The organism is Comamonas sp. BIGb0124, from assembly GCF_003752175.1.
Classification (GTDB): Bacteria; Pseudomonadota; Gammaproteobacteria; order Burkholderiales; family Burkholderiaceae_C; genus Comamonas_F.
Map to the genome: position 1 here is coordinate 102504 of NZ_RJVF01000008.1, position 24531 is coordinate 127034.

The following is a 24531-nucleotide window of genomic DNA, read 5'->3' on the forward strand; positions in this document are numbered from 1 at the left end:
TTCCAACGGAGTCATCCCCCATGTTCCAACATATCGAGTCCTATGCAGGCGATCCCATCCTGTCGCTGATGGAGGCGTTCAAGCTCGACGCCCGCACGGACAAGGTCAATCTGAGCATCGGCCTGTACTACGACGAGCGCGGCATCATTCCGCAGTTGCAGACCGTGCAGCAGGCCCAGGCCCGGCTCGAGGCGCTGCCTCCCAGCCCCAGCCTGTACCTGCCCATGGAGGGCATGCTGCCGTACCGCCAGGCGATCCAGAAGCTGCTGTTCGGCGGGGATTGCGAAGCCCTGGCCACCGGCCGCATCGCCACCATCCAGACCCTGGGCGGCTCGGGCGCACTCAAGGTCGGCGCGGATTTCCTGGCGCGTTATTTCCCGGGCTCCGACGTGTGGGTCAGCGACCCCACCTGGGACAACCATGTGGCGATTTTCGAAGGCGCGGGCTTCAAGACCCATACCTATCCCTACTTCGATGCCCAGACCCGCGGCGTGAATTTCGAGGGCATGCTGTCGACGCTCGAGACCCTGCCGAACCAGAGCATCGTGCTGCTGCACCCGTGCTGCCACAACCCCACCGGCTCCGACCTCGATGCCTCGCAGTGGGATCAGGTGGTCGAGGTGGTGCGTGAACGCGGGTTGATCGCTTTCCTCGACATCGCCTATCAGGGCTTCGGTGCGGGCATGGACGAAGACGCCTACGCGATTCGTGCACTGGCGCGCGCGGGCCTGACGTATTTCGTGAGCAACTCGTTCTCGAAGATCTTTTCCCTGTACGGCGAGCGTGTCGGAGGCCTGTCCATCGTGTGCGAAAGCGCCGAAGCCGCCGATCGCGTGCTGGGCCAGCTCAAGGCCACGGTGCGGCGCAACTACTCCAGCCCGCCGACCCACGGCGCGGTGCTGGTGGAGACGGTGCTGGCCGATGCCGAGCTGCGAGCCGCCTGGCTGGCCGAAGTCGAGGCCATGCGCACCCGCATCATCGCCATGCGCCAGACCCTGGTCGACGCGCTCAAGCAGGCGCTGCCCGGCCGCGATTTCGACTACCTGGTCGAGCAGCGCGGCATGTTCAGCTACACCGGTCTCACGGCCGCTCAGGTCGACCGGTTGCGCGAAGCGTTCGGCATCTACCTGGTGCGCAGCGGCCGCATCTGCGTGGCCGGGCTCAACGAAGGCAATGTGGCGCGCGTGGCCCAGGGTTTTGCCGCTGTGCTGGCCTGATCCGGCCCGATCGGTACCCTGGCGTGACGAAGGGCTAGGGCCAGTCCCAGGCCGTGAGACCGAATCGCGGGCCCGACTTGCGTTAATCTTGTCGGTTGGAGACAAAGGCCCGTTCGCCATGCGATGACATGGTGGGGCCGTATACCCATCACGTCATGATCGCAGTTCCCCCGTCTGCCTTGTCCCTGGCCCGCGACGCCGAGTCGTGGCTGCGGCGTTTCCTGCGCGTGGCGCTGAGTTTCTACGTGCTCAGCGGATTGGGGGTGGCGTTGGGCCTGCTGCTCATCTCGGGCCTGGCGCACCTGCTGCTCGGGCCGGCCGCAGCATCGGCCACGGCGGTTGGGGTCATCATCGCCGCGCCGCCGGATCAGCCCGCCCCGCGTCGCGGCAAAATTCGGCAGATGCTGCCGGCCCTGCTGGTCGGCCTGCCGCTGTTCTTCGGTGTGCAACTGCTGCACGCTGCGCCCATTCGCCTGGGCTTGCTGATCGTACCGGCCACTTTCGTGGCCTTTTTGTTCATGGCCTGGGGCAAGCGCGGCATCCCCATCGCCATCTCGATCATGCTGGCCATGGTGTTTTCGGTGGCGACGCCGCCGGAAGGCGGATGGGACCACGCGCTCGAGATCACCTCGCATGTCGGCATCGGTGCCGCTGCCTATCTGGTGTGGGCCACGCTGTTCAACCTGGCGCTCAACACCCGCTACCGGGCCTTGATGCTCAGCGACATCCTGATGGCGCTGGCTGCGCTCATGCGCACGCAGGCCCGGCGTTTCATTCCGGCGGGGCAGCCGGGCGCGCCGCAACTCGGGCAGTTGCTGCGCGAGCAGGCGGCGCTGGCCGATCAGTTGCAGGATGCCCGCAACATCGTGCTCGAATCGCCTCGGACAGCCCGGCGGCAGCAACTGGTGGCCTTGCTGATGAACGTGCTCGAAGTGCGGGACCACCTGCTGGCCAGCGAACTCGACCTGAACGCGCTGGCGCAGGCGCAAGGCCATGCCAGCACCATTCGTGCCCTGCGCCATGTGCTGGAACAGCTGGCGCACGAAGTCGAGCTCCTGGGCGACAGCCTGCTGCTGGGCCGGGCCGGCACATTCGCCAGCGATCGGCGGCCCTTGCTCGACGCCCTGGGGCTGGCGCCCAGCCAGGCCCGTGGCCAGCGGGCCACGCCCCGCGACATGGCCCAAGCGGCTGCAGAGGCGTCGATCGACGAGTTTCCCTCGCCGGCCGCCGATGTGCCGGTCGATCCCGCCTATGCGTTGGTTCGCAGCCTGGCCGACCGGGTCGGTCATGTCAACGACGAGATCCTGCGCATGGCGGCCCTGGCCCGCGGCGACCGGGCGCCGGATCTGCGCATCGTGCGGGCCTACTGGCAGCTTTTCGTGAGCCCGACGGCCTGGTCGGTCAAGCCGCTGCTCACGCTCTGGCGCTGGGATGCGCCGCCCCTGCGCCACGCGCTCCGGGCCGCGATGGCCGTGGGCTGCGGCTACGTCGTGGGCGTGCTGCTGCCATGGGGCTCGCATGAGTACTGGATTCTGCTGACCATCGTGGTGGTGCTGCGGGGCAGCCTGGCACAGACGCTGGAGCGGCGCAACAGCCGGGTGGCCGGAACCCTCATGGGCTGCGTGCTGGCCGTCTGCCTGCTGTCGCTGCACCCGTCGACCGTGGTGCTGCTGGTCTGCGTGACCGTCGCGCAGGCCACGGCGCATGCGTTCGGCGCGCGCAAGTACATCGTCACGGCCACGGCCGCGAGCGTGCTGGGGCTGGTCCAGGCCCATATGCTGAACACCGGCGTGAGCCCGACCTTCGCGCTGGTCGAACGGGTGGCCGATACCCTGATCGGCGCGGGCATCGCCTGGCTGTTCAGTTATGTGCTGCCTTCGTGGGAAAGATCGCAACTGCGGCGGCTGGTGCGCCGGGCCATGAGTGCCCAGGCCCGTCACGCCAAGGCCGCGCTGAGCCTAGCGCAGCTCGAGGCCGTCGACAACTCGCCCGAACTGGACTGGCGGCTCGCGCGGCGCGAGGCTTACGACAGCCTCTCTGCCTTGGTGCAGGCCACCCAGCGTTCGTTGTCCGAACCGCGTGCGGTACGCCCGCCGCTGGAGCCGCTCGAGCAGCTCCAGACCCACAGCTACCAATTGCTGGCACAGCTCAGCGCCGTCAAGTCCTTGCTGCTGCTGCGGCGTGGCTCGATCGACGCCGAACGCGCGGCGCAGCCCATGCAGTACGCCAGTGCGCACATGGTGCATGCATTGTCGATGGCCGATCTGACGTCGGCGCCGCCGCACAAGCCGGCGGGGCAGGGCGATGTGCCGCAGGACATGCCCGACGACACGCTGGGGTCGACCACGCTGCCGTCGAATACCGACGACGATGTCACGCCCTGGCTGCTGCATCGGCTCACCTCGGCCATGTCGATCGCCGACGAGCTGCGCCAGGATGCCGCCATGGCCCTGCAAGCCGACCTGCAGGCCGAAGCGGCCCATGAACAAGAGAGGAAGGTCCGTCAGGCCGCGGGTGCGTCGCCGGCCATCAAGGAGACCCTGAGGACCGATTGACGTGGCGGCTGTGCCGCGTCCAGCCGCCTCCTTGCGCATCGCCCTTGTCCGTGAGCTTCACGAGGCTCATGAGCCCTCGCCAGCTTCACGAGCCGCAAGGGGCCCGTCGGCTGCGGCGATGTGCCGGGCTCACTTGCCCCAGCTGTCGCGCAGGCCGGTGCTCTTGTTGAAGACCGGCCGTCCCGGCTTGTGGTCTTCGCGATCGGCGACGAAGTAGCCGTGGCGTTCGAACTGGAAGGTGTCGCCTGCCTGCGCCTGGGCCAGCGAGGGCTCGAGGTAGGCCGTGGCCACGGACAGGCTGTCGGGGTTGAGGGCTTCGAGGAAGTTCTTGCCGCCTGCATCGGGATGGGGATCGGCGAACAGGCGGTCGTACAGCCGGACCTCGGCCTCGACGGCGTCCGTCAGTCCCACCCAGGTGATCACACCCTTGACCTTGACCGAATCCGCGCCGGGCGTGCCGCTCTTGGTGTCGGGCACCAGTTCGGCATGGACCTCGATGACTTCGCCGTCGATGTTCTTCACTGCACCGGTGCACTGGATCACGTGGCCGTACTTCAGGCGCACACGGTTGCCCGGTTTGGTGCTGCCGTCGGCCAGGGTCTGCGGCGGATACAGGCGGAAAAACCCCTTGGGCGGCGTTTCCTCGTAGTCGGTGCGCTCGATCCACAGTTCGCGGCCGAACTGGAACGTGCGCTGGCCACGCTCGGGGTGGTGGGGGTGCACGGGAGCCGTGCAACTGTCGAGCGTGCCTTCGCCGTGCAGCGCGTCCCAATTGGTGATGACGAGCTTGATCGGGTCGAGCACGGCCATGGCGCGCGGAGCCTTTTCGTCGAGGTCTTCGCGCAGCGCACCTTCGAGGCTGCTGTAGTCGATCCAGCCGCCCGACTTGCTGATGCCGCTGCGTTCGGCAAACAGCTGCAGAGCCTGCGGTGTGTAGCCGCGGCGGCGCAGGCCGACGATGGTCGGCATGCGGGGATCGTCCCAGCCCGCCACGTGGCCTTCGTCGACGAGTTGCTTGAGCTTGCGTTTGCTGGTGATCACGTAGGTGACGTTCAGGCGGGCGAACTCGTACTGGCGCGGCGGCGGCGTCTGCAGCAGGCCGCTTTCGGCCAGGCGCTCGAGCAGCCAGTCGTAGAAGGGCCGCTGGTCCTCGAACTCGAGCGTGCAGATGCTGTGCGTGATCTGCTCGAGCGCGTCCTCGATCGGATGGGCAAAGGTGTACATCGGGTAGATGCACCATTGGTCGCCGGTGTTGTGGTGGGTCGCGCGGCGGATCCGGTAGATGGCCGGGTCGCGCAGGTTGATGTTGGGGCTGGCCATGTCGATCTTGGCCCGCAGCACGGCGGCGCCGTCGGGCAGCTTGCCGTCGCGCATGTCGCGGAAACGCGCCAGGTTCTCGGCCGGCGTGCGGCTGCGGAAGGGGCTGTCGACACCCGGCGTGGTGAAGTCGCCGCGGTTGGCCCGCATCGCTTCGGGCGTCTGTTCGTCCACATAGGCATGGCCGGCCTCGATCAGCGCCTCGGCCGCGCGGTACATGAAATCGAAGTAGTTGCTGGCGAAGTACAGGTGTTCCTGCGGTTGGCCGCCGAACTGCGAGGTCCAGCTGTAGCCCAGCCATTGCACGGCGTCGAGGATGCTGTCGACGTACTCCTGCTCTTCCTTTTCGGGATTGGTGTCGTCGAAACGCATGTGGCAGATGCCGCCGTACTCGGCCGCGAGGCCGAAGTTGACGCAGATGCTCTTGGCGTGACCGATGTGCAGGTAACCGTTGGGTTCGGGCGGAAAACGCATGCGCACGCGGGCTGGATCGAGCGGGCCCGACTGCTGGTGCGGACCGTCGCCGGGCGTACCGGCCCAGTGGCGCTCTGCATAGGTGCCGCGCGCGAGGTCGGCCTCGATGATCTGGCGCAGGAAGTTGGAAACCTTGGCGGGTTCTTGCGCGGCCGTGTCGGCTGCAGGGATAGCGGGATGGGCTGGTGCGGTCATAAGCCATCGATTTTAAGTCGAGTCGCATGCGTTGCCCGACAAGGCCGTGAACACCGGCCCGGCTTGGTAGACTCGGCCGTTTCCTGCCAGCCCGGCGACTGCCGTGCCGCATCGGTGAAAGCCGGGGCGGGCGGGCTCGTCGGCTGCTGGTGTTTCCGTCTCCATGCCGCCTTGCCGGCACCAAGGATTGCCCATGACCGCATCTGCCTGGCCCCGCCGCGCCTGCCTCGGCGCAGTTGCCGCCGCCCTGTTCGCCAGCCTGCCGCTGACAGCGGCCGCCCAAGCCACGGGCCAGAAGTCCGTGGCCGTGATCTCGATCGTCGAGCATCCCGCGCTCGATGCCGTGCGCGACGGCGTCAAGTCGGCGCTCGAGCAGGCCGGCTACGATGCCGGCAAGAACCTCCGCTGGCAGTACCAGAGCGCCCAGGGCAACAACAGCACGGCGGCACAGATCGCGCGCAAGTTCATCGGCGACCGGCCCGACGCCATCGTGGCCATCGCCACGCCTTCCGCTCAGGCCGTGGTCGCCGGCACCAAGAACATCCCCGTCGTGTTCTCGGCCGTGACCGACCCGGTCGCCGCGCAGCTCACGCCCAGTTGGAAACCCTCCGGCAGCAACGTCACGGGCGTGTCCGACCTGCTGGCACTGGACAAACAGATGGCGCTGCTCAAGCAGATCGTGCCGCAGGCCAAACGCGTCGGCATGGTCTACAACCCGGGCGAAGCCAACTCGGTGGTGGTGGTCAAGCAGCTCAAGGCGCTGTTGCCGCAGCTCGGCCTGACCCTGGTGGAAGCATCGGCCCCGCGTTCGGTCGATGTGGGTTCGGCCGCACGCAGCCTGGCCGGCAAGGTCGACGTCATCTACACCAACACCGACAACAACGTGGTCTCGGCTTACGAAGCCCTCGTGAAGGTCGCCAACGACGTGCGCATTCCGCTCATCGCAGCCGATACCGACAGTGTCAAGCGCGGCGCCGTCGCGGCCCTGGGCATCGACTACCGCGACCTGGGCCTGCAGACCGGCCGCGTGGTGGTGCGCATCCTGCAAGGCACGCCCCCGGGCGAGATCGCACCGCAGACCAGCGACAAGCTGCAGCTGTTCGTCAACGTGGCTGCGGCGCAGAAGCAGGGTGCGACCTTGCCCGATGAACTGGTGAAGACCGCAGCCGAAGTGATTCGCTGACCCGCAGCGTGTCCGGGCTCGCATGGCGATGCGATGCGGTTTCGGCCTGGGTTTCGGCCTGTTTTTGGCAGTAGACTCCAATGCCCCGCACAAACCAATGGCCAATCTAGGACAGGTGCGTGAACGGGAAGCCGCAAGGTGGCCGGGGCAGGGCGTGCCCGGGGCGGTTGCCGCCTGGCCTGCATAAAACAACTGGAGACAACATTGATGTTCAAGAAGCATTCTTCCCATGCCTTGCGGGCGGCCGTCTGTGCCGCTCTGGCCGCGCTGTCGTGCGCCCTGCCGGCCGCGGCGCAGCAGAAATCGGTGGCGGTGACCTCGATCGTCGAGCATCCCGCGCTGGATGCCGTGCGGGACGGCGTCAAGGAAGCCCTGCAGAAGGCCGGTCTCGAAGACGGCAAGACGCTGCGCTGGCAATACCAGACGGCCCAGGGCAATGCCGGCACGGCCGGGCAGATCGCCCGCAAGTTCGTGGGCGACCAGCCCGACGTCATCGTCGCCATCTCCACGCCGTCGGCCCAGGCCCTGCTGGCCACGACCAAGAACATCCCCATCGTCTTCTCGGCCGTGACCGATCCGGTCGCGGGCCAGCTCACGCCGAGCTGGGACGCTTCGGGCACCAACGTGACCGGCGTGTCCAACGCGCTCGACCTCACCAAGCAGGCCGAGATGATTCGCCGCATCCTGCCGCAGGCCAAGCGCGTGGGCGTGGTCTACAACCCGGGCGAAGCCAATTCCGCCACGGTGATCAAACAGCTGCGCGAACTGCTGCCCAAGTACGGCATGACGCTGGTCGAGGCGGCCGCGCCGCGCTCGGTCGACGTCGCCACCTCGGCGCGCAGCCTGCTGGGCAAGGTCGATCTGTTCTACACCAACAACGACAACAACGTCATGTCGGCGTACGAGTCCATCGTCAAGGTCGCGAACGACGCCAAGGTGCCCTTGCTGTCCGCCGATACCGACAGCGTCAAGCGCGGTGCGGTCGCTGCCTACGGCATCGACTACCACGAGCTCGGCCTGCAGACCGGTGCCATGGTGCTGCGCATTCTCAACGGCGAAAAGCCCGGCGCCATCAAGCCCGAGACCGGTTCCACGCTGCGCCTGTTCGTCAACACCGGCGCCGCGGAAAAACAAGGCGTGGCCCTGCCGCCCGACCTGATCCAGTCCGCGCAACAGGTCTTTCGTTGAAAACGGAATGAAGGCGACGCCCGGCATGGCTCCGGCATGATTGCCTGAACGGGTGATCCGGTCGGCGCCAGGGCCTAGAATTGCGCCTGAAAAACCGGCCCCAGGGGCGGTTCTCTGCCACGGGCTGTCATGACAGCCCGTCCTTTTTGTCTCCGCTCCTTGTTGCCATGTCATCGTTTGCCTTGTTTGGAGCCCTGGAGATCGGGCTGATCTACAGCCTGGTCGCCCTGGGGGTGCTGATCTCGTTTCGCCTGCTGCGTTTTCCCGACCTGACGGTCGACGGCAGCTTTCCCCTGGGCGGTGCCGTCTGCGCCATCCTCATCGCCAACGGCCACGATCCCTACACCAGTACCGTGGCCGCGACCCTGGCGGGCGCGGCTGCGGGCGCGGTCACGGCCTGGCTCAACGTCAAGCTTCGCATCATGGATCTGCTGGCCAGCATCCTGATGATGATCGCGCTGTACTCGATCAACCTCCGCATCATGGGCGCACCCAATGTGCCGCTGATCACCGAACCGACGCTGTTCTCGCTGCTGCAGCCCACCTGGCTGCCCGACTACATGGGCCGTCCGCTGCTGCTGGCGGTGGTGGTGGTCGCCGCCAAGTTCGCGCTCGACTGGTTCCTGGGCACACAGACCGGCCTGGCGATCCGCGCCACCGGCTCCAACGGGCGCATGGCCCGCGCGCAGGGCGTCAACACCGGTGCCATGATCCTGCTGGGCATGGCGCTGTCGAACGCCCTGGTGGCACTGGCCGGTGCGCTGTTCGCGCAGACCCAGGGCGGTTCGGACATCTCGATGGGCATCGGCACCATCGTCATCGGCCTGGCGGCCGTCATCGTGGGCGAAAGCATTCTGCCGTCGCGCCGCCTGCTGCTGGTCACGCTGGCCGTGATCCTGGGGGCCATCGTCTACCGTTTCTTCATCGCGCTGGCGCTCAACAGCGACTTCATCGGCTTGCAGGCACAGGATCTGAACCTGGTGACCGCCGTGCTGGTCGTGCTGGCCCTGGTGCTGCCGCGGCTGCGCAAGAAGCGCGTCAAGCCGGCTTCGTCCAACGGCAAGGAGGCCTGAGATGCTGAGCGCCAAGAACCTCGAGATCACGTTCAACCCCGGCACGCCCATCGAGACGCGGGCGCTGCGCGGACTCTCGCTCGACATACCGGCCGGCCAGTTCGTCACCGTCATCGGCTCGAACGGTGCGGGCAAGTCGACCTTCCTGAATGCCGTGTCGGGCGACCTGCAGATCGACCATGGCCAGATCCTGATCGACGACCGCGACGTCACGCGGCAGCCGGTCTGGGACCGTGCCGACCGCGTGGCCCGGGTGTTCCAGGACCCGATGGCGGGCACCTGCGAAGACCTCACCATCGAGGAGAACATGGCTCTGGCGCAACGGCGCGGGGCCGGCCGCGGGCTGTCGCGTGCGGTCAAGGCCGAGATGCGCGAAGGTTTCCGTGCCCATCTCGCCACGCTGGGGCTGGGACTCGAGAACCGCCTGACGGACCGTATCGGGCTGCTTTCCGGCGGCCAGCGCCAGGCGGTCAGCCTGCTGATGGCGGCCTTGCAGCCCTCGCGCATTCTGCTGCTCGACGAGCACACCGCCGCGCTCGATCCGCGGACCGCCGATTTTGTGCTGCGCCTCACCGCGCGCATCGTCACCGAAAAGGCGTTGACCACCATGATGGTCACGCACAGCATGCGGCAGGCCCTCGATGTGGGCGACCGCACCGTCATGCTACATCAGGGCCGTGTGGTGCTGGACGTCTCCGGTCCGAAGCGCCAGGGGCTGCAAGTGGCCGATCTGCTGCACATGTTCGAGCAGGTGCGTGGCGAGGCGCTGGCCGACGACGCGTTGCTGCTGGGTTGAACGGCCGGGCTGCGGCACTGGTGCTTGCGGCCATTGCACAATGGCGGCATGAACGAATTTTCTACAGACGCACCGGACGACGTCGATTCCCTGTCCATCCAGGAACCTCGCCTGTGGCGCGACGAACGATGGACCGCCTGCGTGATCAAGAACGAGGACGATGATGGCTGGGCCGTCTCCATGACCTTGCACGGCGAAAGCGAGCCGGCCCTGGTGGGCCCCTGGACCATGGGCCGCGACAAAAAGAACCCCAAGCCGCTCGATGCCCCGGCGTTTCACACGCTGGTGAAAACCGCCTCCGAAGTGCTGCGCCGCCACGAGCAGCAGTTGCATGCCCAGCTCAACAAGGAAGTGGCGATCGGCTCCGGTTCCGAGCGCATCCGCGTGAAGCTCCGGATCGTGCCCGACGAAGAGTATCCCTATGCCTTGCTCTCGGCCTATGACGAGTTCGGCCAGCCGTTGGGCGAGGCCCGTGTTTCACCCAGCTTCAAGCTGAGTGCTGCCAGCGCGGCGGCCTGGATCGACAGCGGCTACACCGCACGGCCCAGATGAAACAGGCCCTTCTCGTCATCGATGTCCAACGCGCATTGTTCGACGTCGTGCCCCGTCCGCACGAAGGCCATGTCGTCGTCGACCGCATCAACGCATTGTCCCGGCGGGCGAGGGCGGCCGGCGTGCCCGTGATCTGGATCCAGCACGAGGACAGCCGCTCGCTGCCGTTCGAATCCGACGGATGGCAGCTCGCACAGGGAGTCGAGGTGGCCGCGCCCGATCTGAGGATCAGGAAACGCACGCCCGATTCGTTCTTGAACACGGGTCTGGGCGAACTGCTGGCCGAACGGAAGATCGGCAGCATCGTGGTCGCGGGCTATGCGTCCGAGTTCTGTGTCGACACCACCGTGCGCCGTGCGGCCGCGCTGGGTTACCCGGTGGTGATCGCCTCGGATGCCCACACCACGCACGACAAGCCCCATGCCACCGGCGAGCAGATCCGGGCGCATCACAATGCGACGCTGCCCGGCATCACGAGTTTTGGACCGAAGATCGAGGCGGTGCGCAGCGTGGAGATCGTCTGGGCCGATTGAACGGCGATGCTGGCCGCAAGGGGCCGGCGCCTTACGGCTTGCCGCCGAGGCTGCGTGCCAGGAAAAAGCGCAGCATCTCGGCACTCGCATCGGGGCCCGACCGGTCGGTATAGGTGCCGCGCGACGAACCGCCGGCCCAGGCATGGCCCGCCCCTTGGACATCCCAGTATTCCGCGACGACATCGCCTGCCGGATTTCGGTACAGATGACGGGTGGTGTGGCGCCGGTTGCCCGTGCCTGGCACGGCGAGGGTTTCGACCGAGGCGCCGGTTCCTGCGCTGGCGGCCACGACGGCGCGGGCGTTGTTCGGGTGAACCGTGGCGTCGCAGTCTCCGTGGAAAACGATGGTCGGCACGCCGCTGCCGGCCTGCTCCCGCGTCGGCCCGGCACCTCCGCCCTTCATGGCCGAGAGGGCTGACGGCAGATCCGAGGCCGCGCCGGGTGCCAGTCCGGAATGCACGCCCGCCGCCGCATACAGCTCGGGATAGGCGCCGGCCAGGATCGCGGCCATCGCGCCTCCGGCCGACAGCCCGGCGACATAGACGCGCCGGGGATCGATGGCCTGGGTCGAAATGATTTCCCGTGTCATGCCCGCCAGGATGGCCGGTTCGCCCCGGCCGGGCTGCTGGTGGTTGTGCTTGAACCAGCTCCAGCATTTCTGGGGATTCGCCTGATGGGACTGGATCGGATAAAGCACATAAAAACCCTGGGCCTGCGCAGCCTCGTTCATGGCGGTCCCGGCGGCAAAGTCGTCGGCATCCTGGGTGCAGCCATGAAGCATGACCACCAGAGGCAAGGGCTTGCCCTCTGCATTCGGCGGAATGTAGAGTTTGTAGTCGCGCTGGCCGGACGCATGGCGGAACGAGCCGGCGACGAACACATCGTCCTTGCCGGCCGGGGCGGATGAGGGCGATGCGGATTCGGCCGGGCGGGCCGGAGCCTGTCCGCCGGGGCCGGCGGGTTGCCGGATCTCGCGGGCATCGACATCGATGACGTCGGCATCGTCCTGCCGGGCGCCGGCGGGCGAGAGTCCTCGGCGCAGGGCGGCCTGGATGGCGGCGGTCGCGTCGGCCAACTGGCCGGTTTGGGCGAGTCGGGTCGCCTGGCTCATGAACTGCTGGAATCTCGGGTGCATGGTGTGCCTTTTTGCGACAGGTGGGAAAGTCAGCGAATGCGCTGACGCAGTGCAGCCTTGACGGCGGGGCTGGCATGCAGGGCGCCCAGTACCGTCAGGGATTCGATCGTGGCGAGCGCGAGCTCGGGTGTGACATCGGGTGCGATCGTCGCCAGCCCCAGAACGCGGACCTGCAGCATCTCGCCGGCCGCCTGCACCGCGAGCAGATCCTCGGTGCCGTAGTGCTGGATGCCCAGCACCAGCGTCTTGCGGCTGACCACCTGGCGAACCACCTCGCCATGCGTGGCCAGTTGATTGCGAATGGCGGTGCGGATGAGATCGGTGCGGTTGGCATAGAAACCCTCCTGCACCAGCAGATCGATCTGGCCCAGGTCGACAAAACCGAGGTTGATGGTGATCTTTTCGTCGGCAGGCTTGGGGACGGCAGCAAGGTGGGGTGTGCGAGCAGGCATGGACGCATCTTAAACCATCCAAGTGGATGGTGTATGGCTGTTTCATTTCGATAGATTTGACGCGGCCCGATGGCATGCAAACAACGGGTTGCAGCCGATCGACTTGGGGTAATCGCTGGGTGGACCTTGCGGCTCTCGACTTCGAGGGCCCTATCGGACAGACTTCGGCCAACGACAAAAGATATCCGACCGAGTTGCAGGCTGGGGCCGAGCGGTTATCGCCCCATGCAGACCTATCCCCACGTGCCATGCCGACTCTCCGTGTTCAAGTCCTGCTGCTGATCCTGCCGCTGGCCATCTTCCTGCTGGGCCTGTACCTGACGCATGCAGGGCGGCTCCACCGCGCCAACCGGCCGCTGCTGTGGATCGGCCCCGGCTATGTGCTCGTCTCGGTCGCGATGGTGCTCCAGATCGTGGTCGACAGCAGGCTGTTTCCGTCCGTGGGGCTGTGGGTGGCGGCGTTGTGCTTCGCGGCCTGCCATGGCCTCTGCGTGGGCATGACCCACCGGTATGGCGGAACCATCAACCACTGGATCAGTGTCCCGATCGCGTTCTCGATGATGGCCCTGGTGGCCGAGTACGCATGGGTCGAGAACGATTTCGGCAAACAGAACCTGTTTCTCAGCTTCGCCATCACGGCTTTCCTGATCATGCCGGTCAAGCCTGTCGCCGTGTCTGCCAGCCGCTCAGGTCGTCTCGACAACCTGTTGCGGGGCCTTTACCTTTTGCTGGTGGCCTGGTCGATGCTGCGCACGGCGGCCATGTCCTGGGTGGAGCTCACCGTGCCCGACGTCCAGATGATGAACACGCCGCTCTGGATATCGGTCACGCTGGCGGGCATGGCGATCGCATTCGCGCTGGCGCTGGTGATCGCCCTGGCTTCGGCAGAGGAAAACGCCCGGCTATCGGTGTCCGCGGTGCGGAACCGCACGCGCATCCGGGTTCGCGCGGATGAATGAACGGGGCAGGGCGGGCCGTCAGCCCACCCGGATGACACCCATGCTCACATGACCGCGCCCAGTTGCCAGGGCAGAAATTCGTTGTCGCCCAGGCCATGTCTTTCGCTCTGGCTCTGGCGGCCCGATGCCGTATCGATCATCAACTGAAGAATGGCCTCGCCCGCTTCGGCGAGGGTCATGCGGCCGTCCACGATGCCGCCGCAGTCGAAATCCATGTCGAGGCTCATGCGTTCGAACAATGCACTGTTGCTGGCCAGCTTGAGCGAAGGCGTGGGCTTGCAGCCATAGGTCGATCCTCTGCCGGTCGTGAAGCAGATGAGGTTGGCGCCGCCCGCGACCTGGCCGGTCGCCGACACCGGGTCGTAGCCGGGCGTGTCCATGAAGACCAGGCCGGGCGTGGCCACGGGCTCGGCGTATTCGAGCACGTCCATCAACCCGGTGGAGCCTGCCTTGGCCACGGCGCCCAGCGACTTCTCGAGAATGGTCGTGATGCCGCCCGCCTTGTTGCCGGGCGACGGGTTGTTGTTGAGGTCGCCGCCATGCAGGGCTGCGTACTGCTCCCACCAGCGCAGTCGTTGCATCAAGCGGTCCGCCACCTGCGGCGTTGCCGCCCGGTTGGTCAGCAGGTGCTCCGCGCCGTAGATCTCGGGGGTTTCCGAAAGAATGGCGGTTCCGCCATGCCGGACCAGCAGGTCGACTGCCACGCCCAGTGCGGGATTGGCGCTGATGCCCGAGTACCCGTCCGAGCCGCCGCATTGCAGGCCCACGCTCAGGCGAGACAGGGGCACCGCCTCGCGGCGGCAGGCGTCGGCTTGTGCCAGCATGGCGTGCACGAGTGCCTTGCCCCGTTCGATGGTCTCGCGGGTGCCGCCTTCTTCCTGGATCGTCAGCGCGGCGAACATGCCGGGATCCCGCGCCGACAGCGTATCGACCAGCGGTGCGATCTGGTTGACCTCGCATCCCAAGCCGATCACCAGCACGCCCGCGAAATTGGGGTGATCGGCATAACCCCGGATCGTGCGCTGCAGCAGGGCGAGTCCTTCCCCATTTCCGCCCATGCCGCAACCCGTGCCATGGGTGATCGCCACGACACCGTCGACATGGGGAAACGCGGCAAGGACGGCATCGCCGAAATGGCCTGCGATGTGCCGGCAGACCGTGGCCGAGCAGTTGACGCTCGAGATCACGCCGATGTAATTGCGGGTGGCGACCCGGCCGTCGGATCGCACGATGCCCTGGAATGTCAGCGGGGCGGGGACAGGTTCCGTGGGCCGGTAGGCGTGGCCATAGGCCATGTCGTGCACCGAGTCCGCCATGTCCAGGTTGTGGACGTGCACGTGCTCGCCCGGCTCGATGGCACGGCTGGCCATGCCGATCGCCTGTCCGTACTTGAGCACCGTGTGGCCGCTGCCGATCGGCCGCAGGGCCAGCTTGTGGCCGGCTCCGATCGGCTGCTGCGTGGTGATCTGCAGGCCGCCGATATCGAGGGTCTCGCCGGCGTCCAGCGCCCGGCAGGCCACGGCCACGTTGTCTTCGGCATTCAGCAGCAGGGCGGCCGGGCCGCTCGGGGTATCAGTCTTGTTCGTCATGTGGGGTAGCCTGCTTGGATTCGACCGAGTGCGAGCCGCAGCCGGTCTTGAGCCAGGCCGGGAGCGACCTGTTCGGCGAGCGCGACAATCGGAGCCAGCCGGCGCTGTTTTTTCTGTTGATGGTTCTGGGCGATGTCGGCCAGGCGATGGGCGAGAAAGGGGTTCCTGAACCGCTCGCGCACGGAAACGAGATACGACAGGGCCAGCTCGGACTCGCCCCGTGCGGCGAACACCGGCAGGATCTCGTCCTGCCAGAGTGCCTCCAGTTCCGCGCCCAGGGCCGGGTCGTTCATGGCCTGCAGCACGGTTTCCTGCGCCGGCCGGCCATCGGCCAGCCAGCGTTCGGCCAGAAAGGTGTGAGCGGCATTGAGCAGGAACAGCTTCAGTCGCTCGTGCAGGTCCAGGTTCTGCGTCAGCACGATGGCAGGGTGCCTGCACGGCAGGACCAGACCGGGCTGGGTCTCCACCGCCCACAGGGCATAGGGCTCGGCCACGGCACCGACGGGCTCGATGGCTTCCGAGACGATGCGGTCCACCAGCGAATTCGCCCAGACGCAGTGGCGCTCGAGCCAGCTCACGAATTCGGGTTCGGTCCGCCACTCGGCGGCGAGGCCGGCCACCGTGTCCCGGAGCACCTCGCCATTGCGCTCGATCAGCTCGCAGGGCAGCAGCGTCAGCGGGGCCGACGGGCAGCGACGCCAGCGTCCATGCAGCAGCACCAGCAGCTTGGCCGGAAAGCTCGTCGGTGCCGCAGCGTCGTGCAAGAGCGACGAGGCGTTGTCGCCGTCATGCAGCAGGTAGCCCCGATCGGCCGTGTTCGAGACGACGACCTTCAGGACCGCGTCGCCGAACAGGTCGCGCAGCGCCGGCCAGTCTTCCGACGCGCCGAGCGCCCGCTCAATGGATGTCGACCGTATCGTCCGGTCCACGACCTGCCCGTCTTCGAGTCCGCGGATGCGCACGGGGTAGCCTTCACCGCTCGCCAGGGCCTGCACCCGGGTCCGGCTGGCCGGGCTTCCGGTGCTCTGGACGATCGTGATGCCGCCCAGAGCCTGCCCGCCGTCGCCGGCGGCCAGAGCCTCGGAGATGAAGAGATCGACGTGGGCCAGCAGGAACCGGCTGGTGCCGAACTGCAGGATCGGAGTGGTCATGGCAAGGATCCTCAGATTTCCACGATGGCTTTGACAACGCCTTGCGCGGGGTCCAGCAGCGACGGGAATTTCTCCGGCAGCTCGGTGAACTTCAAGCGGTGGGTGTTGAGGGCGTCCGTCGGCACCCGGCCTGCGCGCATGGCCTGGAGCACGGTTTCAAAGTCCTCGGTGGTCGCATTGCGGCTGCCCAGCAAGGTTGTTTCCCGCTTGTGAAATTCGGGGTCGGAAAACGTGATGTTGTCCCGCACGATGGAGATCAGCACGTATTGACCGGCATGGGCGACGAAACCGAAGCCGCGTTCGATCGCCTTGGCATTGCCGGTGGCATCGAACACCACATCGAAGAATTCGCCGTCGGTCTGTGCCGACAGCGCCTGCACGTCGTCGGGGCCGATCGCCACGCTGCGGGCGATGCCGAGTTCACGTTCGCAGAACGCCAGGCGGTCGGCACGCGTGTCGAGCGCCGTCACCGATGCGCCTCGCAACTGGGCAAAGATCATGGCGGCCATGCCGATGGGCCCGGCTCCGACCACCAGCACCCGCTGTCCGGCCTGTACATCGGCGCGCCGTATCGCATGCGCGCCGATGGCCAGGAACTCGACCATCGCGGCCTGGTCGAGCGTCACGCCTTCGGCCTTGTGCACATAGGCTTCCGGCAGCGCCAGGTATTCGGCCAGCGCACCGTCGCGGTGGACGCCCAGGACCTGGAGCGAGACGCAGCAGTTGGTCTTGCCCTGACGGCAGGCGACGCAGTGGCCGCAGGCGATGTAAGGCATGACGTAGACCACGTCGCCGGCGCTCAGCCTGCTGCCGGCGGGGGACCACTCCACCACGGCGGCGATCTCGTGCCCCATGACCCTCGGGTACTGGAGATACGGCTGATTGCCGGAGAAGATGTGCAGATCCGTCCCGCAGACGCCCACCCGGCGAATGCGCAGCAGCACTTCGCCCGGGCCCGGCACGGGGCGTTCGCGTTGCTCGAGACTGAGGTTGCCCGGGGTGACACAGGACACGGTCAGCATGTTCGTACTCATTGAAATGGCTCCAAAACGGCGGTGGCTTGCAGTCGGGTGATCAACTGCCGTGGTATTTCTTGTAGATCGCGGTCAACTTGCCGTTCTGGGTGTTCTCCGTGACCCAGGCATCGAGCCAGGCCTTGAGCTCCGGCTCGTTCTTGCGCAACCCGATGCCCAGCGGCACGGTCTGCATCACGAACTGGGTCACCAGATCCTTTTGCGGCGACTTGGCCAGCACGGCGCTGACGATGGCCGGCGAGGTGGCGAGGATGTCCGCCTGACCGCTGACGGCGGCCGTCACCAGCGTCGCGTCGTCGTCGTAGCGAACGATCTGTGCCCCGTTGGCGCCCGTGGTCACGACCTTGTCGTTGTTCGAGCCGCGTGTGGTGGCGACGCGTTTTCCCTTGAGGTCGTCGAAGCTCTTGATGACCACCGATTTGGGGGCTGCCACCACGGCCAGGATCTGCGCGTAGGGCACCGAGAAATCGACGATCTTTTCGCGCTCGGGGGTCATCGAAAGCGAAGCCACCACGATGTCCGCCTTGCCGGTCTGCAGGAAGGGAATGCGATTGGGGCTGGTGGTCTGAACGATGTCGAGCTGGACCCCCAGGTCCTGAGCCAGCAGTTGCGCGGTTTCCACGTCCGAGCCCACCGGCTTGAGCGCACTGTCGACGAATCCGTAGGGCGGCGAGCCGGTGTCGAGGGCAATCCTGATCTTGCCTGCGGCCTTGATGTCCTTGAGCAGATCGGCATGTGCGGCCGTGGTGACGAGCAGACAGCACAGGGCGGTGCTCCAGCCCAGCGCGCGCATGAGGTGGGAAAGGCGGTTCATGGTTGTCTCCTGTTTCAGGTTATCGAAGTGATGCAAAGGGGGCGATCAAAGGCCGTTGCCGATGAAGTCGCGCAGTTCGGCGGTCGCCGGGTTGTCGAGCAGACTGGACGGACCGTGTTCCCAGACCCGGCCCTGGTGCATGAAGATCACCTCGTCGGCCACGCGGCGGGCGAAGGCCATCTCGTGGGTGACCAGAATCATGGTCATGCCGGCGGCGGCGAGGTTTTCCATCACCCTGAGCACCTCGCCGGTCAGTTGGGGGTCGAGCGCCGAGGTCACCTCGTCGAACAGCATCAGCTGGGGCTCCATGGCCAGCGAACGCGCGATGGCCACACGCTGCTGCTGACCGCCTGAAAGCTGCGAGGGGTAGCATGGACCCTTTTCCGACAGTCCCACCTGGGCCAGGACGTGGCGGGCCTTTTCCCTCGCATCCGAACGGCTCTGCCGCTTGACCAGGCGCGGCGCGAGCATGATGTTTTCTTCGGCGGTCAGGTGCGGGAACAGGTTGTAGCTCTGGAACACGATGCCGACATCGCGGCGCAACTGGTTCAGGTCCAGTCCCGGCGAGGCCAGCTCGTGTCCGCAGACGCGGATACGGCCGCTGTCTATCGTCTCGAGCCGGTCGATGCAGCGCAGAGCCGTGCTCTTGCCCGACCCGCTCTGGCCGATGATGGCGACGACCGATCCTTTCCTGACCGTGAACGAGACACCCTGCAGGACCTTGGCGACTCCAAAGCTCTTGCAGATGTTGTCGACTTCAACGATGGGCGACATGGAACTTCCTTTCGAGGCGGCGGCTGAAAACGGAGAGGGGATAACAAAGCGCGAAGTACATGGCGGCGACGATCATGAAGATCACGAACGGCTCGAAGGTCGAGTTGTTGATGATCTGGCCGGCGCGAGCCAGCTCGACGAAGCCGATGGCGGATGCCAGCGAGGTGTTCTTGACGATCTGCACCATGAAGCCCACCGTGGGCGGCGTGGCGATGCGGATGGCCTGCGGCAGCAGCACATGGGCGAGGCGGTGATGCCAGCGCAGCGCCAGGCATTCGGCCGCTTCGGCCTGCTGGCGGGGAACCGACTGCAGGCAGCCGCGCCAGATTTCGCCCAGGTAGGCCGACACGTAGATCGACAAGGCGATGGCAGCGGCGGCCAGCGCCGGAACATCCAGCCCCAGCGTCGGCAGACCGAAGTAGGCGAGGGGGAGCAGGACGAGCAGCGGGGTGCCCTGGATCAGCTTGACATAACAAGACACCAGGAAACGGCTCCAGCGCGGGCCGTAGGAACACCCGATCGCAACCAGAAAACCGAGCGTGCCGCCGCCGAGGAAGGCCAGCAACGACAGCCCGACAGTCCACAACAAGCCATCCAGCAGGAACAGCAGATGAGCGGTGGTCAGAAAACCCATGACATGGACCTCTCGATCAGATCGGTGTGCCGAGACGGCGCAGACGGGGGAATGCCAGCATCGCCAGCAGCCAGAAAATGCCTCGCATGACCAGCGACATCAGCAGATACGCCACGGCGACGATCAGGTAGGTCTCGACCGACCGGAAGGTGTCGGACTGAATGCGGTTGGCCACGGCTGTCAGTTCCTCGGCAGAAATCTGCGAGCAGATCGACGAGGCCAGCATGAGCAGCACATACTGGCTGGTGAGCGCGGGATAGACCCGCTCGATGGCCGGTGGCAGCACCACGTGGCACAGCGTCTGCCAGCGCGACAGGGCCATGCATTCGGCGGCCTCGAGCTGGCCCTTGGGAATGGAGTCGATGCCTGCGCGGACGATTTCGCTGGTGTAGGCCGCGACGTTGATGACCAGCGCAATGGTGGCGGCGGCAAAGGCGCCCAGCTGCAAGCCCATGGAGGACAGGCCGAAGTAGACGATGAAGACCTGGACCAGCAACGGTGTGTTGCGGATCAGTTCGACATAGGCACTGGCCAAGTGTGCCAGCCATTTCTGGCTGCCGGTCTTGGCCAGTGCACAGAAGACACCGACCAGAAAACCGAACACCGTGGCGCTCAGGGACAGGGCCAGGGTGGTCCAGGCGCCGGCCAGGAAATCGGGCCAGTAGGCCAGCGGCACACTGAAATCAAATGAGTAATTCACACGCGGGGTCTCCATGAGGGTCGAAGTCGTCGTTGCGCTTCATGTTCTGGTAAGGCCAATTCTGCACAAAGCTTTAAATTGGCCTTACCGTGAAAACCCTGTCTTTCTGGATGTCGTTGAAAAATTTCAAATTTCTACTGGTTGTCATGTGAGAATCAAAGAAATTCCATCTTTGGTCTTGCCAGTTGGCCTGACCAGAAGCCACTGTCCTCCGGTATCGTCATGTCAGAAGCCTTGCGTCCTGTCGAAACACGCCGCCTTTATCAGCAGATCGCCGACCGGGTCCGCGAATTGATCCAACTGGGCCAATACCCGGTGGGCAGCCGTCTGCCGCCCGAACGCGATCTGGCCACGCAGCTCGGGGTTTCGCGGCCTTCGCTGCGTGAAGCCCTGATTGCGCTCGAAATCGAAGGCAGCGTGGAAATCCGCATGGGCTCGGGCATCTATGTCTGTGCCCAGCCGCGGCGCACGGGGGTGGTTCTCTCCATGGGAGAAAGCCCCGTCGAGCTGATGCAGGCCCGTTCGGCGCTCGAGGGCGCCGTGGTGGCCCTGGCCTGCGTGCACGCCACGCCGGCCGGTCTGGCCCGCGTCAGGGACAGCATCGATGCCATGCGCGCAGACATCGTTCAGGGCATCGACGTGCTGGCGCATGACCGCGAGTTCCATGTGCGCATTGCCGAGATGAGCGGCAACTCCGTTCTCGTCAGCCTGGTCGGCACGCTGTTCGACCAGCGCCAGAGTCCGCTGGCCGAACACATGCGTGCGCGCATGGAGGACCGTCCCACCTGGTCGGCTGCGGTGGCCGAGCACGAGCAGATCTATCGGGCGCTGGTGGCGCGGGATCCCCTGGTCGCCGAAGCCGCGATGCGCTGCCACATCCAGGCGGCCATCGACCGGTGGTTCAGGAACTGAATGCGGCTTGGCGCAGGCGGCGCGGCCGATTCCTTGCGCAGGAACAACGGCGGGCGGGATGACGCCGTCGCTGGCAATGCACAATCCCCCCCTTGCCCACATCTTTGCGTTCCGCGCATCTGCTCCATGTCTTTTGATTCTCTCGGCCTGCCGGCTGCCCTGCTGACCGCCGCTCGTGCCCTGGGCTTCGAATCGCCCACGCCCATTCAGTCGGCGGCCATCCCGGTGGTTCTCGGCGGGGCAGACCTGCGCGCGTGTGCCCAGACCGGTTCGGGTAAGACGGCTGCTTACGGCCTGCCCGTGCTGCAGCGCCTGATCGAGGGGAACGCGGGCCGCTTCGGCGCTGCACGCACGCGCGGTCCTTACGCACTGGTGCTGGTGCCGACACGCGAACTGGCGCTGCAGGTCGGCACGGTGCTGCGTGACCTGGCCCGGCACCTGCCGCAACGCCTGCGCATCCATGTCGTGTTCGGCGGCGAATCGATCAATCCCCAGATGATGGGACTGCGTGGCGGCGCCGATCTGGTGGTGGCTACACCCGGACGCCTGATCGACCTGGTCGAGCACCGTGCCCTGGCCCTGTCCGAGGTGCACACCCTGGTGCTCGACGAGGCCGACCGCCTGCTCGACCTGGGATTTGCCGAAGAACTCCAGCGTGTGCTCGGCCTGCTGCCGGCCCGGCGCCAGAACCTGCTGTTTTCGGCCACCTATTCACCCGCCGTGGTCCGGCTGGCCGAGGGCCTGCTGCACCGGCCGGTGGTCATCGAGATCGCGCAGACGCCCGAGACCGTGCCCGACATCGCCCAGCGCGCCATCGCCGTCGACACCACGCGCCGCACGGCGCTGCTGCGCCATCTCATCGAGACCCACGAATGGTCGCGGGTGCTGGTCTTTGTCGCGACCCAGTATGCGGCCGAGCTGGTCGCCGAAAAACTCTATCGCCAGGGCGTCTACGCCACCGCTTTCCATGGCGGCCTGAGCCAGGGAGCCCGCACGCGCGTGCTCGACGAGTTCAAGGACGAGCGCTGGGAGGTGGTCGTGGCCACCGACCTGTCCGCCCGGGGCATCGACATCAGCGATCTGCCGGTGGTGGTGAACTACGATTTGCCGCGCGCGGTGGCCGATTACGTGCATCGCATCGGCCGCACGGGCCGAGCCGGCGAAAGCGGACTGGCCGTGAGCTTCGTGACCGCACCCACTGCCGCCCACTGGCGCCTGATCGCCAAGCGCCAGCGGCTGGACATTCCGCTGGAAACGCTGGAAGGGTTCGAGCCCACCGAAGAGGCCGTGCCGGCTTCTCCGGTACCGGGCGCCGAGGATGGCAACGGCGGCATCAAGGGCAAGCGGCCCAGCAAAAAAGACCGTCTGCGCGCCGCCGCGGCAGAAGACGCTAAACGGCGGGAAGCGGATGGCTCTGCAGTTCCGGACCTGCGTACGCGGTCCTGACCTGTTGCGGATGCGCGAGGATGCGCTCGCGCCAGGTTTCCAGCTCCGGGCCCAGTGCGGCTTGCAACTCCGCGTGAAGCTGCAGCCGGACCAGATCGGGCCGTTCCAGGCCAAAGCAGACCTTGTGGTTCAGGCGCAGGTTTCCAGCCGCGTGATCGCCGATCGCGATGTCGATCAACTGGCCTGAATCAGCCATGGCCGATGCCGCAAAGACCGCGCCTTCGCGGGCGGTCCAGTCCAGCACGTTGCCGATCTGCTTGATGCCGGCCTCGCGGCAGGCCTGGATCAGGCCCGGCCGTCCGCCGTCGAGCATGGCGAAGATCACATCGGCACCGGCCTCGATCAGCGAGCGGCCGTACCGATAGCCCAGCTCCGGATCGTGCTGGTCGCCGCAGAAAGCCGTGACGAATCGCTGACCGCCGGCGGCCTCGTACCCGGCATGGAATGCCGCGCGGCCCTTCAGTCCAGGCGGCACCTTCTCGCCGGACAGATGGCCGACCACCTGGCTACGGCTCAGTCTGGCCGCCAGCACCCCGGCCAGGAAAGCCGATTGTTCCTGCAGCACTTCATAGCTGGCCACGTTGGGTGCGAGGTAGTCGCCCTGCGTGACGACAAAGCGGGTTTCGGGAAAATCGGCGGCCACCGACCGCACGGGCAGGTTGCCCTGTCCGCCGTGGGCGATCACCAGTTCGGGCCGGCTTTCGGCGATGCGTGCCAAAGCGGCGTTGCGCGTCTGCGGATCGGCGATCCAGTGGATGTTGACGGCATGGCCCTTGGCCTGGGCGGCCCGGACTCCGGCCAGGCCCGATTCGTTGAAACCCCCCGCGCCTTCCTGGCCGAAGAACACCACGTCGGTGGCCCGCGCGCTCACAGCGTCGCTCCGGTCTGGCGCACCAGCGGCGCCCAGGTCCGAGCCTGTTCATGAACGAAGGACGAGAACTCGGATGCGCTCATCGTCCGCAACTCGAACCCCTGGTCGATCAAGGCCTTGCGCACCTCGGGCAGGGCGACGGCCTCCGCAATGGCTTGATGCAGCAGCGCGATGCGCGCCTCGGGCGTTCCCTTGGGCGCCGACACGCCCACATAGTTTTCCGCGACCAGCGACGGATAGCCGGATTCAGCCACTGTGGGCACCGAGGCCGCCTGCGGCGCACGTTGGCGCGAGGTGACGGCCAGCAGGCGTAGCTTGTCGCTCTGCGCGAGCGGGATGTTCTGCGGCAGCGCATCCACCGCCAGGAGGATCTGGCCACCCAGCAGGTCCGAACGCATCGGCCCGGCACCCTTGTAGGGCACGTGCAGCAGTTCGACGCCGGCCAGCTTGGCAAACTGCTCGCCGACGATATGGCCCACCGAGGCCGCACCGCCGCTGCCGAAGGCCACAGGGGCGCCTTGCTGTCTGATCCACTGCACCAGCTCGGCGAGGTTGCGTGCCGGCACCGAGGGGTGGGTCACGAACACCGTCGGCACTGCGCCGATGTAGGCGATGTGGCTGAAACTCTCGTCCGGGCTGTAGCCAGGGGCGTTCAGCAGAGCGGGAGAAATGCTCAGCGGCGCCGAATTCGACATCAGCAGCGTCAGCCCGTCCGGCTTGGCATCGGCGACCAGGCGTGCGCCGATGGTCGAGCCCGCACCCGGCCGGTTGTCGATGACCACGGGCTGGCCCAGCCGCGACGACAGATGCGGCGCGATGACGCGTGCGACGATGTCGCTGGCTCCGCCCGGCGGGAAAGTCACGACCAGATGGACGGGGGCCTCGGGCCATTTGCCGTTGGCGTGAAGCGCGGGCGCGGCGGCGAGAGCCATCGCCGAGAGGACAAACCGGCGACGTCCCCAATGAAGTCCCGAATG

The 24531-nt window shown here is 66.5% G+C and carries 23 protein-coding genes; 11 read left to right on the forward strand and 12 right to left on the reverse strand.

Annotated elements, in window-relative coordinates:
* Positions 1-20 precede the first annotated feature (20 nt).
* Both EC845_RS01720 and EC845_RS01725 read left to right on the forward strand, forming a co-directional pair.
* Entirely contained in the window at positions 21-1217 is a 1197-nt protein-coding gene (locus tag EC845_RS01720) for an amino acid aminotransferase (RefSeq protein ID WP_123295498.1), read from the forward strand.
* Positions 1218-1372: 155 nt separating this feature from the next.
* Positions 1373-3772, forward strand: a complete 2400-nt coding sequence (locus EC845_RS01725) for an FUSC family membrane protein (RefSeq protein ID WP_123295499.1) — start codon at positions 1373-1375, stop codon at positions 3770-3772.
* A gap of 129 nt (positions 3773-3901) precedes the next feature.
* On the opposite strand, the gene EC845_RS01730 is transcribed toward EC845_RS01725, so the two are convergent.
* Positions 3902-5758 (reverse strand): glutamine--tRNA ligase/YqeY domain fusion protein, encoded by a 1857-nt coding sequence (locus EC845_RS01730; RefSeq protein ID WP_123295500.1) that lies wholly within the window; start codon positions 5756-5758, stop codon positions 3902-3904.
* Between the two features lie 193 nt (positions 5759-5951).
* Here EC845_RS01730 and EC845_RS01735 point away from each other — a divergent pair, with 193 nt between their 5' ends.
* From EC845_RS01735 to EC845_RS01760, 6 genes are all read left to right on the forward strand, one after another.
* Complete coding sequence (locus tag EC845_RS01735) at positions 5952-6941, forward strand: ABC transporter substrate-binding protein (RefSeq protein WP_123295501.1); 990 nt, start codon at positions 5952-5954, stop codon at positions 6939-6941.
* A 207-nt stretch (positions 6942-7148) separates the two neighbouring features.
* On the forward strand, positions 7149-8129 hold the full coding sequence (locus tag EC845_RS01740; protein WP_123295502.1) for an ABC transporter substrate-binding protein: 981 nt from the start codon (positions 7149-7151) through the stop codon (positions 8127-8129).
* A gap of 167 nt (positions 8130-8296) precedes the next feature.
* Positions 8297-9202: an ABC transporter permease gene (locus tag EC845_RS01745; protein ID WP_123295503.1), complete on the forward strand. Its 906-nt coding sequence runs from the start codon at positions 8297-8299 to the stop codon at positions 9200-9202.
* A 1-nt stretch (position 9203) separates the two neighbouring features.
* Entirely contained in the window at positions 9204-9998 is a 795-nt protein-coding gene (locus EC845_RS01750; protein WP_123295504.1) for an ABC transporter ATP-binding protein, read from the forward strand.
* A 48-nt stretch (positions 9999-10046) separates the two neighbouring features.
* Positions 10047-10550, forward strand: a complete 504-nt coding sequence (locus EC845_RS01755) for a hypothetical protein (protein WP_123296301.1) — start codon at positions 10047-10049, stop codon at positions 10548-10550.
* Complete coding sequence (locus EC845_RS01760; RefSeq protein WP_123295505.1) at positions 10547-11083, forward strand: cysteine hydrolase family protein; 537 nt, start codon at positions 10547-10549, stop codon at positions 11081-11083. Before EC845_RS01755 ends, EC845_RS01760 begins: the two co-directional genes overlap by 4 nt.
* A gap of 31 nt (positions 11084-11114) precedes the next feature.
* Here the strand turns inward: EC845_RS01760 and EC845_RS01765 are convergent, their stop codons facing one another.
* Both EC845_RS01765 and EC845_RS01770 read right to left on the reverse strand, forming a co-directional pair.
* Positions 11115-12218, reverse strand: coding sequence for a PHB depolymerase family esterase (locus EC845_RS01765; protein ID WP_123295506.1), 1104 nt, complete (start codon positions 12216-12218; stop codon positions 11115-11117).
* Between the two features lie 29 nt (positions 12219-12247).
* A complete protein-coding gene (locus EC845_RS01770) occupies positions 12248-12670 on the reverse strand; it encodes a CopG family transcriptional regulator (RefSeq protein ID WP_123295507.1) in 423 nt (140 codons plus the stop codon).
* A 248-nt stretch (positions 12671-12918) separates the two neighbouring features.
* Between EC845_RS01770 and EC845_RS01775 the strand changes: the two genes are divergently transcribed.
* Positions 12919-13629 (forward strand): hypothetical protein, encoded by a 711-nt coding sequence (locus tag EC845_RS01775; protein WP_123295508.1) that lies wholly within the window; start codon positions 12919-12921, stop codon positions 13627-13629.
* Between the two features lie 44 nt (positions 13630-13673).
* Here the strand turns inward: EC845_RS01775 and EC845_RS01780 are convergent, their stop codons facing one another.
* From EC845_RS01780 to EC845_RS01810, 7 genes are read right to left on the reverse strand one after another with little or no spacing between them, the layout of a single operon-like run.
* On the reverse strand, positions 13674-15218 hold the full coding sequence (locus tag EC845_RS01780; RefSeq protein ID WP_123295509.1) for a UxaA family hydrolase: 1545 nt from the start codon (positions 15216-15218) through the stop codon (positions 13674-13676).
* A complete protein-coding gene (locus EC845_RS01785; RefSeq protein ID WP_123295510.1) occupies positions 15215-16369 on the reverse strand; it encodes a mannitol dehydrogenase family protein in 1155 nt (384 codons plus the stop codon). Before EC845_RS01785 ends, EC845_RS01780 begins: the two co-directional genes overlap by 4 nt.
* Before the next feature lie 11 nt (positions 16370-16380).
* Positions 16381-17391, reverse strand: coding sequence for a zinc-binding alcohol dehydrogenase family protein (locus EC845_RS01790; RefSeq protein ID WP_123295511.1), 1011 nt, complete (start codon positions 17389-17391; stop codon positions 16381-16383).
* Between the two features lie 52 nt (positions 17392-17443).
* Positions 17444-18217 carry a transporter substrate-binding domain-containing protein gene (locus tag EC845_RS01795; RefSeq protein ID WP_123295512.1) on the reverse strand — a complete coding sequence of 258 codons (774 nt, stop codon included), beginning with the start codon at positions 18215-18217 and terminating at the stop codon, positions 17444-17446.
* A 45-nt stretch (positions 18218-18262) separates the two neighbouring features.
* Positions 18263-18991, reverse strand: coding sequence for an amino acid ABC transporter ATP-binding protein (locus tag EC845_RS01800; RefSeq protein WP_123295513.1), 729 nt, complete (start codon positions 18989-18991; stop codon positions 18263-18265).
* Positions 18975-19625 carry an amino acid ABC transporter permease gene (locus tag EC845_RS01805; RefSeq protein WP_123295514.1) on the reverse strand — a complete coding sequence of 217 codons (651 nt, stop codon included), beginning with the start codon at positions 19623-19625 and terminating at the stop codon, positions 18975-18977. Before EC845_RS01805 ends, EC845_RS01800 begins: the two co-directional genes overlap by 17 nt.
* A 16-nt stretch (positions 19626-19641) precedes the next feature.
* Positions 19642-20325: an amino acid ABC transporter permease gene (locus EC845_RS01810; protein ID WP_123296302.1), complete on the reverse strand. Its 684-nt coding sequence runs from the start codon at positions 20323-20325 to the stop codon at positions 19642-19644.
* Between the two features lie 222 nt (positions 20326-20547).
* Here EC845_RS01810 and EC845_RS01815 point away from each other — a divergent pair, with 222 nt between their 5' ends.
* Both EC845_RS01815 and EC845_RS01820 read left to right on the forward strand, forming a co-directional pair.
* On the forward strand, positions 20548-21237 hold the full coding sequence (locus tag EC845_RS01815; RefSeq protein WP_123295515.1) for a FadR/GntR family transcriptional regulator: 690 nt from the start codon (positions 20548-20550) through the stop codon (positions 21235-21237).
* Between the two features lie 126 nt (positions 21238-21363).
* Positions 21364-22683: a DEAD/DEAH box helicase gene (locus EC845_RS01820; protein ID WP_123295516.1), complete on the forward strand. Its 1320-nt coding sequence runs from the start codon at positions 21364-21366 to the stop codon at positions 22681-22683.
* Here EC845_RS01820 and EC845_RS01825 read toward each other — a convergent pair.
* Positions 22628-23554 carry a BMP family ABC transporter substrate-binding protein gene (locus EC845_RS01825; RefSeq protein ID WP_123295517.1) on the reverse strand — a complete coding sequence of 309 codons (927 nt, stop codon included), beginning with the start codon at positions 23552-23554 and terminating at the stop codon, positions 22628-22630. The genes EC845_RS01820 and EC845_RS01825 overlap by 56 nt on opposite strands.
* Entirely contained in the window at positions 23551-24486 is a 936-nt protein-coding gene (locus EC845_RS01830) for a tripartite tricarboxylate transporter substrate binding protein (protein ID WP_233597899.1), read from the reverse strand. The genes EC845_RS01825 and EC845_RS01830 overlap by 4 nt, the downstream gene beginning before the upstream one ends.
* Positions 24487-24531: the final 45 nt, after the last annotated feature.

What these genes read in the sequence shown, in the direction of transcription:
- EC845_RS01720 (WP_123295498.1), top strand. Translation starts at nt 21, where the DNA reads ATGTTCCAACATATCGAGTCCTATGCAGGCGATCCCATCCTGTCGCTG.
- EC845_RS01725 (WP_123295499.1), top strand. Translation starts at nt 1,373, where the DNA reads ATGATCGCAGTTCCCCCGTCTGCCTTGTCCCTGGCCCGCGACGCCGAG.
- EC845_RS01730 (WP_123295500.1), bottom strand. Translation starts at nt 5,758, where the DNA reads ATGACCGCACCAGCCCATCCCGCTATCCCTGCAGCCGACACGGCCGCG.
- EC845_RS01735 (WP_123295501.1), top strand. Translation starts at nt 5,952, where the DNA reads ATGACCGCATCTGCCTGGCCCCGCCGCGCCTGCCTCGGCGCAGTTGCC.
- EC845_RS01740 (WP_123295502.1), top strand. Translation starts at nt 7,149, where the DNA reads ATGTTCAAGAAGCATTCTTCCCATGCCTTGCGGGCGGCCGTCTGTGCC.
- EC845_RS01745 (WP_123295503.1), top strand. Translation starts at nt 8,297, where the DNA reads ATGTCATCGTTTGCCTTGTTTGGAGCCCTGGAGATCGGGCTGATCTAC.
- EC845_RS01750 (WP_123295504.1), top strand. Translation starts at nt 9,204, where the DNA reads ATGCTGAGCGCCAAGAACCTCGAGATCACGTTCAACCCCGGCACGCCC.
- EC845_RS01755 (WP_123296301.1), top strand. Translation starts at nt 10,047, where the DNA reads ATGAACGAATTTTCTACAGACGCACCGGACGACGTCGATTCCCTGTCC.
- EC845_RS01760 (WP_123295505.1), top strand. Translation starts at nt 10,547, where the DNA reads ATGAAACAGGCCCTTCTCGTCATCGATGTCCAACGCGCATTGTTCGAC.
- EC845_RS01765 (WP_123295506.1), bottom strand. Translation starts at nt 12,218, where the DNA reads ATGCACCCGAGATTCCAGCAGTTCATGAGCCAGGCGACCCGACTCGCC.
- EC845_RS01770 (WP_123295507.1), bottom strand. Translation starts at nt 12,670, where the DNA reads ATGCCTGCTCGCACACCCCACCTTGCTGCCGTCCCCAAGCCTGCCGAC.
- EC845_RS01775 (WP_123295508.1), top strand. Translation starts at nt 12,919, where the DNA reads ATGCCGACTCTCCGTGTTCAAGTCCTGCTGCTGATCCTGCCGCTGGCC.
- EC845_RS01780 (WP_123295509.1), bottom strand. Translation starts at nt 15,218, where the DNA reads ATGACGAACAAGACTGATACCCCGAGCGGCCCGGCCGCCCTGCTGCTG.
- EC845_RS01785 (WP_123295510.1), bottom strand. Translation starts at nt 16,369, where the DNA reads ATGACCACTCCGATCCTGCAGTTCGGCACCAGCCGGTTCCTGCTGGCC.
- EC845_RS01790 (WP_123295511.1), bottom strand. Translation starts at nt 17,391, where the DNA reads ATGCTGACCGTGTCCTGTGTCACCCCGGGCAACCTCAGTCTCGAGCAA.
- EC845_RS01795 (WP_123295512.1), bottom strand. Translation starts at nt 18,217, where the DNA reads ATGAACCGCCTTTCCCACCTCATGCGCGCGCTGGGCTGGAGCACCGCC.
- EC845_RS01800 (WP_123295513.1), bottom strand. Translation starts at nt 18,991, where the DNA reads ATGTCGCCCATCGTTGAAGTCGACAACATCTGCAAGAGCTTTGGAGTC.
- EC845_RS01805 (WP_123295514.1), bottom strand. Translation starts at nt 19,625, where the DNA reads ATGGGTTTTCTGACCACCGCTCATCTGCTGTTCCTGCTGGATGGCTTG.
- EC845_RS01815 (WP_123295515.1), top strand. Translation starts at nt 20,548, where the DNA reads ATGTCAGAAGCCTTGCGTCCTGTCGAAACACGCCGCCTTTATCAGCAG.
- EC845_RS01820 (WP_123295516.1), top strand. Translation starts at nt 21,364, where the DNA reads ATGTCTTTTGATTCTCTCGGCCTGCCGGCTGCCCTGCTGACCGCCGCT.
- EC845_RS01830 (WP_233597899.1), bottom strand. Translation starts at nt 24,486, where the DNA reads ATGGCTCTCGCCGCCGCGCCCGCGCTTCACGCCAACGGCAAATGGCCC.